The organism is Terasakiella pusilla DSM 6293 (assembly GCF_000688235.1).
Taxonomy (GTDB): domain Bacteria; phylum Pseudomonadota; class Alphaproteobacteria; order Rhodospirillales; family Terasakiellaceae; genus Terasakiella; species Terasakiella pusilla.
In genome coordinates this window covers 110,549-119,635 of record NZ_JHYO01000014.1, presented here as the reverse complement: position 1 = coordinate 119,635, position 9,087 = coordinate 110,549, and the positions used below count along the sequence as shown (strand labels likewise).

Annotated in this window: 9 protein-coding genes; 5 read left to right on the top strand and 4 right to left on the bottom strand. The window is 47.4% G+C overall.

Going from position 1 to position 9,087, the window contains the following annotated elements:
* The 3 genes from Q397_RS0111370 to Q397_RS0111360 all read left to right on the top strand — a co-directional run.
* Positions 1–292: IS5/IS1182 family transposase (locus Q397_RS0111370; protein WP_028879534.1), on the top strand; the 292-nt coding region annotated here is incomplete at its 5' end.
* Positions 293–589: 297 nt separating this feature from the next.
* Positions 590–1,264, top strand: coding sequence for a hypothetical protein (locus tag Q397_RS0111365; protein WP_028879533.1), 675 nt, complete (start codon positions 590–592; stop codon positions 1,262–1,264).
* Positions 1,265–1,283: 19 nt separating this feature from the next.
* Positions 1,284–1,766, top strand: a complete 483-nt coding sequence (locus Q397_RS0111360) for an NADAR family protein (RefSeq protein ID WP_028879532.1) — start codon at positions 1,284–1,286, stop codon at positions 1,764–1,766.
* Between the two features lie 177 nt (positions 1,767–1,943).
* Here the strand turns inward: Q397_RS0111360 and modA are convergent, their stop codons facing one another.
* The gene (modA, locus tag Q397_RS0111355; RefSeq protein ID WP_038013589.1) at positions 1,944–2,714 is read right to left on the bottom strand and encodes a molybdate ABC transporter substrate-binding protein; all 771 of its coding nucleotides are present in this window, start codon (positions 2,712–2,714) and stop codon (positions 1,944–1,946) included.
* A 5-nt stretch (positions 2,715–2,719) separates the two neighbouring features.
* Positions 2,720–3,655 (bottom strand): response regulator, encoded by a 936-nt coding sequence (locus tag Q397_RS0111350; protein WP_028879530.1) that lies wholly within the window; start codon positions 3,653–3,655, stop codon positions 2,720–2,722.
* Positions 3,656–3,933: 278 nt separating this feature from the next.
* Between Q397_RS0111350 and Q397_RS0111345 the strand changes: the two genes are divergently transcribed.
* Positions 3,934–4,710 carry an Hpt domain-containing protein gene (locus tag Q397_RS0111345; protein WP_028879529.1) on the top strand — a complete coding sequence of 259 codons (777 nt, stop codon included), beginning with the start codon at positions 3,934–3,936 and terminating at the stop codon, positions 4,708–4,710.
* A gap of 124 nt (positions 4,711–4,834) precedes the next feature.
* A complete protein-coding gene (locus Q397_RS24990) occupies positions 4,835–4,981 on the top strand; it encodes a hypothetical protein (RefSeq protein WP_156950702.1) in 147 nt (48 codons plus the stop codon).
* 60 nt (positions 4,982–5,041) lie between these two features.
* Here Q397_RS24990 and Q397_RS0111335 read toward each other — a convergent pair whose 3' ends face one another.
* A complete protein-coding gene (locus tag Q397_RS0111335) occupies positions 5,042–5,557 on the bottom strand; it encodes a KdsC family phosphatase (protein WP_028879528.1) in 516 nt (171 codons plus the stop codon).
* Positions 5,558–5,597: 40 nt separating this feature from the next.
* Positions 5,598–9,062 carry a sensor domain-containing protein gene (locus tag Q397_RS24150; RefSeq protein ID WP_084149033.1) on the bottom strand — a complete coding sequence of 1,155 codons (3,465 nt, stop codon included), beginning with the start codon at positions 9,060–9,062 and terminating at the stop codon, positions 5,598–5,600.
* Positions 9,063–9,087 lie beyond the last annotated feature (25 nt).

Sequence of the window (9,087 nt, the reverse complement as noted above, 5' to 3'; positions counted from 1 at the left end):
GGAAGCTATGCGGGAAGGCACAATTCTTTTGGCCGATAAAGCCTACGACAGCGATGCTATTCGGCAATTGGCTGAAAATAAAAAAGCATGGGCAAATATCCCACCTAAAAGCAATCGACGAAAGTCTTTTGCCTTTAGCAAATTCCTTTACCGCTACAGAAACTTGGTTGAGCGCTTCTTCAACAAACTCAAGCAATTCAGAGGCATTGCCACACGTTATGATAAGAACCCTGAGAATTTCCTCGCTGCTGTTAAACTGGCATCAGTTCGCATTTGGATAAAAAATTTATGAGTCTAGGGCCTAATCGTCAACCCCGTATCCATAAGACGGAATAATGTCACGCACGGTCTTACCTTCCAAAAACCCGACAAAGACAACCGATAATAACGGGGACCCAAACCAAAAGATCAGTAACTGTCCTCTGAACTAAAATAAAGAAGAGTATGAAATGATCTGAAGGCAAATGCGTTCTGAAATAGGTACCTGTCATCGATTACTTATAATATAATTAATAACAGTAAATACCTGAATTGCGGAACACCCCCAGAAAAGAATATATTACGAGCTCTCGCACGGTTGGAGTATAAAATGGACGAAAAAATCGAAAGACTGCTCTACACGACGAAAGATGGCATTTGGTATTGGGAAACCGACTACGCGGCTGATAAGCTTGAACTAGATGATGAAGATATTGATTTTGACCGTATTCCGGAAATCAGGAAACTGTTGACCAAACCAGTAGCCTCTTTGCCAGAGCTTTATGTCCCGCTTGAAGCAGCGTTGGTTTTAACCTCTTGGGGGGATGAAGAAGGTTTGAGATATCTGGAATATGTCGTTAACCTTCGTCCTGATCGTTGGGGAAATGGTGAACCGCATCGATTACGTTGCTATGATACAACATATGAGTGGATAGCTAATTCAGTCATATTTTTCCGGTTGGCCCATTTAGAGCGTACCGGTAAAGATGTGATGCGAAAACGAGTATTCCCTATACTATCCATGCTATTAAAGTATTGCGAAACGCTTCAATTTGAATTTCCTCTTCATCATTTTTTACATGAAGAGGCATTAGAATACGACTCTTCTTTAAAATCATACCTGCGCGCAATGTTGGCCGATAAATCAGATTTTCATCACCATAAACCTGGTGATGCGGTTAAATTTTTCCTCAAATACGATCCGGTTTTTCTGGAGACGGTACTGAAAGAGGCTAATAAAAATCTTTCAGACTATTCTTCTTACATTAATGAACGCGAATATTGACTTAAAGGAAAGCAGCGCAATGTTAGTAAAAAATGGTTATACATTTTTCTGGGGTAGAACTGATGTGTTCTCGCAATGGTATCCGTCGGCGTTTGAATACGAAGGTCTGACGTTTGTAAACTGTGAACAGTTTATGATGTACTCTAAAGCCAAGCTTTTTAACGATGATGAAATAGCGGATGAAATTATGAAGGTATCCGACCCTAAAGAGCACAAAGCCTTTGGCAGGAAAGTTCGCAACTTTGACACTGAAGTATGGAACGCAGAGGCAAAAAAAATTGTTTATATAGGCAATCGTGAAAAGTTTACCCAAAACCAAAAATTCTTGGCGGAATTAATGGCCACTGGCGATACCAAACTTGTAGAGGCCAGTCCCTACGATAAAATTTGGGGGATCGGTTTGGAATCTTCAGACCCCGCCGCAACAGATCCCACGAAGTGGAGAGGGACGAACTGGTTAGGCGAGATTCTCACCACTCTTAGAGACGATATTAGAAAATAACGGGGCCCCAAACCAAAAGATCAGTAACTGCAAGATAATCGGTGACAACTACCTATTTAGAGTAAATTTCCTTGCTGATCATTTCATACTCTTCTTTGAAAGTTCAACGAAGAGTATGACAAAAGAAAAAAAGCAAGCCATCAAGGATGACAGCGTGCGTTTTCTCAACTCATTAAATTAATCGTCAAACCCGTATCCGTAGGATGCAATGATGTCACGCGCTGTTTTACCCTTCAAAAACGCGACAAAGGCAAGGGCTGCTGGCTCGCCTGCACCTTTGTTCAACAACACCGCCTGTTGGCGGATCGGGCGATAGTCTTCCTGCGGGACGACCCAACGCGATCCTTCGGTTTCATGGATGACTTGGGATAAGGCGACAAAGCCAAGTTGGGCATTTTCGGTGAAGACAAACTGATAGGTCTGCGCAATGTTGTCCCCCCGCACGATCTTATGGGTGATCTTGTTATAGATGCCGTATTTCTCCATCACCTCAACCGCCGCCACGCCGTAAGGGGCGGTTTTTTCATTCGCAATGGCGATTTTAGAGAAGGCATCTTTCTGCCTTAGGACCGTTGCACTCCCGTCCACCAGATCCGCTTGTCGGCTATAAAGGACGATCTTGCCGGTTGCGTAGGTAAAGCGGCTATCAGCCACAGTATCGCCTTCTTCTTCCAGACGCACCGGACGGGCTTCATCGGCGGCAAGGAACACGCCAAAAGGCGCCCCGTTTTTAATCTGGATATACAGCTTTCCGGTGGACCCGAAACTAAGCACGGCATCATGGCCCGTCTCTGCCTTAAAAGCCGCCGCAATATCCTGCGCCGCTTTTGTAAAGTTTGAGGCAACAGCCACATGCACTTTGTCGGCTTTCGCCCAACCTGATAAACTTGCCAGCACAGCCAGCATCCCGACAAAGATAGCAACCTTTGCCCTTTGAATTCGTAACACGATCCTTAATCCTTATATTTTTGTCCAACCGTGGAGGAGATTTCTCCTGTCACGCTTGATGTCACATTATGCGCCTTAAATGTGGCAGAGATGGCGGCAGACAATTCCGCCAACAAACTTAGATCTTTCATATTCGGCTCAGTCCCGCTGCGCCACAGGGAATGGGCAACTTTTGTCAGCGTACCGACGAGCTCCGCAATATGGGTATAGTCACTTTCCTTCAAACGTTGGCTGATGTCGCCAGACACCATGACCAGACGCGCAACCTGTTCCAGACTTTCCCGATTGATCCGCCCTTCCCGATAGGCCGGGACAATACGTTCCACCAGATAACCGATTTGGTAGGCATGGCGTTCAATCTTCTGGGCGTTTACTTCCCAAATGGTTTCTTCAACCTTCTTCTTAAAGCCAACCTGATCATAGGTCCCTTTGACCTTTTCTTCCACGCTATTGGGTACCGTCACACCGGGAACTCTCAAACTTCCCGGGCGCGCGCCTTTACGACGGTCCGGTCCGATATAATCGGTCGTCACCACAAAGGGCTTGCGTTTTTCCACCAGATAATTGACCCGGTCTATCACTTTTTGCCCGACAATCGGCTTGATCTGAAGGTCATCTAATCCCGCTTGTGACGCCGCACGCACAATCTCTGGGGTCGGCACGTCAACAAACAGAATGACAGAACAAAACGGGTTTGGGCCGATCTGACTATGGCGCAGCTTACGGATTGCTTCGCACACATCCCCGCCTTCCAGTCCGATATCACACAGCAACAGGTCCGGACAGGTAATAGAGATCGCATCCTCCATCTGTTCCAGATCAGAAGCTTCGGTAATTTTGCGAAATCCCGCCTGATGCAGCACACCTTTAAGGCTGGATCGCAATTGTCTGTTTTTGTCCGCAATCAGAATTTCGACCTGATCAAAGCGATGCTTCTTCATAAAAAACCCATATTTTTGTGTCTCTTAAACACAAAACCACCCGTGCCATCATTGCACATAAACAGCCTTCATCATTATCACGATAAAAGCCACTTTAAAATCACAAGAGTAAGTTTTTAGACACAAAAACCCAAACCAAAGTATTACTCTTATGCACTTTAGTTATATTGAATACATATAAATTCAACCATTTGATTTAACGCATTTTTTTGTGTTTCCTGACTTTACCTACCCTCTACAAATATATAATATCCCCGAAACTTTTTGGGGAAGTAAACATGCAATTCGATCTTGAATCCGCGCTCCTGCGTTTAAAGCAGGACTTTATCGAAGGTAGTCTGGAAAAACTCGACGATATCGATACCATCATTGACAATATCTACAATGACCGAGGCGATCGAGGCGAGCAGTTCTTCCAACTACAACGCGATGTCCATAGCATCAAAGGCTCTGCGGGCACCCACGGCATGCACCTTTTGACATTGGTCGCCCACCGTCTTGAAGATTTTATCGAAGCCGCCCCTCGCTTAAAACAGGAACAATGGCGATCGGTCCAAATCTATATTGACGAGCTACGCACCCTTGTTGACATGGGCAAAGACCCCAGTGCACACGAACGCGAACAAATTCTCGCGCGTCTGCCCCATGCACAGGACACCGCTACAGAGTTTACTAACCAGAAAAGCAAAAAAGTTACGGTCCTTGTCGTGATGCCCCCCGGTGTACAGCGCAAAGTCATTGGTAAAGAGCTGGCGTCTTGCGGGTTTGACCTTTCCTTCACCGACCGTCCCGTTGAGGCCATTCGCCTTGTGATGGACCTGCAACCCGACGCGGTTCTGGCGAATCAGGAGTTCCGAAACATGACCGGTTCCGAACTCGGTCGGGTCCTGCGCGAAATTAAACTGACAGAACAAACCCCTTTTGCCCTACTCACGTCCTCAGACGGACATGAAAATGACCTGCCCCCCGGCAGCCACATCATTAAAAAAGGCGAGAGCTTTGTCAGCGATTTGACCGAATATCTGGTCGAAATCGGCTTATTTGGTAAGCTTTAGTCACCCGCTTACCCATTAGTTTCAACCGTAACTTAAAGTTTCTTCTTTGAGGCGCATGCTTTTGCTTGCATTCAACCATAGTTTTGAATTATTGTAAGTTGACAACATAGCCTAGAGGTTGAACATGAAAAAAGATACAGACATCCTTAAGTTTCGCACTAAGTGGCTGCACCATACTGTAAAAGTATTGAAGACCTCTTGTGAGAACTACCACACCAACACGCGCCAGCTTATTGAAGAAATGGCAGCGATCAAAGCTGGTGCAAAATAACCGTCCTCACGCCCCCTCAGTACGATAAAACCCGCACCATGTGATGCGGGTTTTATTTTGTCAGCTATTCAACATAACCAAAAGATCGCATATCTCGCGCACCGCGCCTTGACCGCCGTTTTTTTGGGTAATGTAAACAGTGTTGCGTTTCACCTCTTCCATCGCATCCCCTACAGTGATCGGCGTCCCGATCTTTTCCATGATCGATATGTCATTTAAATCGTCCCCCATGTGAGCGACGTTCTCCAGACTGATCTTCAGTTCATCACAGATTTTCTGCAAAATCTCGATTTTATTCTTCGCGCCTGTATACACATGGGTCAGCCCCAGACGTTTGCCCCGTTCCTGAATGGCATTTGTAGTACTGGCACTGATGATGCACAGTTCCACACCGGCGGCACGGGCATTTTTCATCCCCATCCCGTCTTTGACATTAAACTTGCGTAGTTCGTCCCCTGTTTCCGTATAATAAAGACCCCCATCGGTCAAAATACCGTCCACATCCAGACTCAACAGCTTAACCGTCTTCAACTGCTCTTTAAATGCGTCATAGGATAATTTTGTACGTTCGCTCACGTGCGACCCCTTTTATCAATACTTACAGGAAAGGCGCACTCTACAGCGTCCGCCCCGATCTTAAAAGCTTTTCGAATTCATCTGCCGGTACAGGTTTACTGAAATAATAGCCCTGCATATAGTCACATCCATTTTCACACAAAAAGGCCAGTTGCTTTTCGGTTTCAACGCCTTCACCGACAATTTTCAAATCCATACTCTTGGCAATCGCGATCACCGCGCGGGCCAGATTACCCGATTTACGGTTTTCGTTCTCCTCCCCGATCGGCATAAGGAAAGAGCGATCAATCTTCATAATATCCAACGGGAAACGATGCAGATAATTCAGCGAAGAATACCCTGTCCCAAAGTCATCAAGACTCAGCTTGATACCAGTATTGGACAGCAAGGTCAGCGCATCCACCGCCCCGCTTTCACTAGAGGCGATAAAACTCTCGGTGATTTCAATTTCCAGACTTTCCGGGCTTAGGTCATATTCTCGCACGATCGAGATTAGCTCATGCGCCAGATCAGGTTTCGCAAACTGTCGCCCGGATAGATTGACCGCCACATTCTCGATCGCAAGCCCCGCGTCTTGCCATTTTTTCAACTGGGCACAAGCTATCTTAAACACCCAGTCGCCAATGGGGACAATCAAGCCCGTTTCCTCGGCAATCGGAATAAATTTATCAGGTCCAATCAGCCCCATGTCCGGAATGACCCATCGGATCAAGGCTTCTGCCCCATAGATTTTGCCCGACGTCAAATCCACTTTCGGCTGGTAATAAAGTTCAAACTCATCACGATCCAGCGCTTTGCGTAATTTGGTTTCCAACAGCAAGCGTTCTTGCGCGCGAACATTCATATCTTTGGTAAAGAACATAAACAAACCACGCTCAATTTCTTTGGCGTGATGCATGGCCGCTTCAGCTTTCGGCGTCAGCTCTTCCAAGGTTTCCCCGTCACGGGGATAAAGTGCGATCCCGCAGCTTGCTGACATCAAAATATCTTCGGCCTGACTGTCCAACTGTATCGGCTGAGACACCACCATAGACAGGTTGGCAACCGCCCGACTTGCCGCTTCCTCATCTCCTGCACCGATTAACAGGACAATAAATTCATCACCGCTGATCCGTGCGATTGTATCCACGCTACGCAAAGATTTGTCCAAACGTTGGGCAACGGTTTTAATCACATGATCGCCAGCTTCCAGACCAAGGCTTTCATTCAAATATTTAAAGTTATCCAAATCCAGATACAGCAGACAAAACGGCTTCTTTTCGCGCTTTGCCATCGCCACAGCCTGACGGAAACGATCACTCAGCAGATGTCGGTTCGGCAATCCGGTCAACAAGTCGTAGTTTGACTGGTAAATCAACTGTTCCTGTGTTTCGTGATGGCTGGTGATGTCATTAAACACGAAGACATATTCATCCACCAGCCCCGCATCATCCCTCAACACAGAGATATTGAGCCAAGCGAGATAGATCTGACCGTTTTTGCGTTTATTCCAGACCTCGCCTTCCCACTCACCTCTTGTCAGCGACTCTTCCCACATCTGGTTAAAAAAGGCCTGATCATGACGATTTGACCGCAAAATCGCCGGCAATTCACCAATCACTTCTTCCTTGCGAAAGCCCGTAATACTTTCAAAGGCTTTATTGACCTGTACGATCTTTCTGTCGGCATCAAGGACCAAAACACCTTCGACCACATTGTCAAAAACAGTTTTCGACAGGCGGCGTTCTTTTTCTTCCTGCAAAAAGCGGGTCAAATCCTGCAACACCCATATGGTCCCCGCTTTAAAGTTATTGCGGTCCACCAATCGGCCTCTGATCTCGCCCAGGAAACGCGTTTTATCCGGGCGTTTAAACAGAACCCGTTTGATAAACGTATCTTCCTGCCTCAACATCTCGCGGGCTTCATTTTCCAGCGTCTCAAAATCTTCAACATTGTCATACAGGATCTCTGGGGATCTGCCTTTCAGCGCGTCTCGCTCCAAGCCGAAAATCTCTTCCAATCGGCGGGAACACCATTGAATGATCCCGCCCCGAATGAAAGCAACCCCGATCGGCACGTTGTCCATCAGACCGCGTAAATGCAGATTGACCTTATCCAACCGTTCACGGACGTTATGTTCCCCCGTCACATCGGTTGCCACACAGATCATACCGTCAAAGCTGCCGTCATAAAGCACCACCGGCGAAAAACGCATATCGAACCAATGATGGTCAATCTGCACCAGCTCATGCTTTTCCTCCCCCGACAGGCTTTCGCGCATAATCTCGATCAAATGAGGTTGACCGGCAAAAACTTCAAAGATGCTATTGCCTTCAACCTTCCCCGGCTCCAGCCCCAGGGCCGTCAAGCCGCGCCCTTCCCCCAATGTAAACATGCCGCTGCGCTCGACAGCAAATAAGGACACAGGCAGGTTATCGACAACAAAGTGCCAGCGCGCACGATTCATGGCCAACACATCTTCCGCAACGCGGCGTTGCTGGGTTTCATTCGCTAGCTTTTGGCTGACATCCGGCTCTGGCACAGGCGCCGTCTGCGGGTACCTTTTAAACAACCGCACCCGCATTGCAATCAGACACCACAACACACTGGACAACGCACCGATGGCAAAGACAATCCAATGAAAGTTTCTGACCAACTCGCCACCGCTGGCATTTTGCGTCGTCAGATTAAAATATCCCGATTTCCCCAGCAGCTTAAAGGCCACCCGATGACCGGCCTTCCGTTGCAATCGATTTTCCGCAGTCTGCGTAACCGTCAATAAACCGGATTGGTAAAAAACGTAAACCCCTTGACCGCCTTCATTGGCGAATTCCACCTCAATCACATGTTCCGGGCTGCGCTTGTCATTCCAGCTTTTGCGCAACAGGTGGCCAAGATCCACCCACGCCAGCAAATATCCCGCGGCGTACTGACGAAAAGTCTGTCCTTCATGGTTTGAACCATAGTTTTGAAAAAACGGGTGCCCCAAGACTAGGTAGCGCTTGTCCAATCCATCCAGCTTATCCACCCCTAAAATGACCGTCTCATTCTGCAACGGGACCGATCCTTTAGCCTCCCAAATTCCCTCATGCTGGTTAAAAAAAGTCTGGAGATGTGTTTTCTCAAATGGTGTAAGGCGCAGACCGTCAATCGAACTCGCGATATCCCCCATAAAAGGAACGAACTGCATCATCGCGATCCCGGCGTCATCGGGTAAATCGGTCGTCAGATATTTGAGCCCATTGATTTTGCGAAAGACGTTCACACTCGACACCTGCCCCGGCGATAAGACAACCTGCCCAGCGATGGAGGTTAAAAAACGCGACTGCCGATCCATCGCACGCTCGAACGTATAGAGATACTCGCTACTTAAGGCCTGATAGGTGGCGGAAGCTCTGTCTTCCTGAAGCCCTTTGACAAACAAGGCAACCAGCGCACTCACCCCCAGCCCAACGAATAAGACGAGTAGAACACGAAAACGCGGTGTTCTCGTAGCGAGTGAGGAAGGGCTATCAACTTGCGTCATAAGAACTAAGTGCCGTTTGCTATAA

Excerpts from the sequence above, each read along its gene's own strand:
- Q397_RS0111365 (WP_028879533.1), top strand. The coding sequence starts at position 590 with ATGGACGAAAAAATCGAAAGACTGCTCTACACGACGAAAGATGGCATT.
- Q397_RS0111360 (WP_028879532.1), top strand. The coding sequence starts at position 1,284 with ATGTTAGTAAAAAATGGTTATACATTTTTCTGGGGTAGAACTGATGTG.
- Q397_RS0111350 (WP_028879530.1), bottom strand. The coding sequence starts at position 3,655 with ATGAAGAAGCATCGCTTTGATCAGGTCGAAATTCTGATTGCGGACAAA.
- Q397_RS0111345 (WP_028879529.1), top strand. The coding sequence starts at position 3,934 with ATGCAATTCGATCTTGAATCCGCGCTCCTGCGTTTAAAGCAGGACTTT.
- Q397_RS24990 (WP_156950702.1), top strand. The coding sequence starts at position 4,835 with ATGAAAAAAGATACAGACATCCTTAAGTTTCGCACTAAGTGGCTGCAC.
- Q397_RS24150 (WP_084149033.1), bottom strand. The coding sequence starts at position 9,062 with ATGACGCAAGTTGATAGCCCTTCCTCACTCGCTACGAGAACACCGCGT.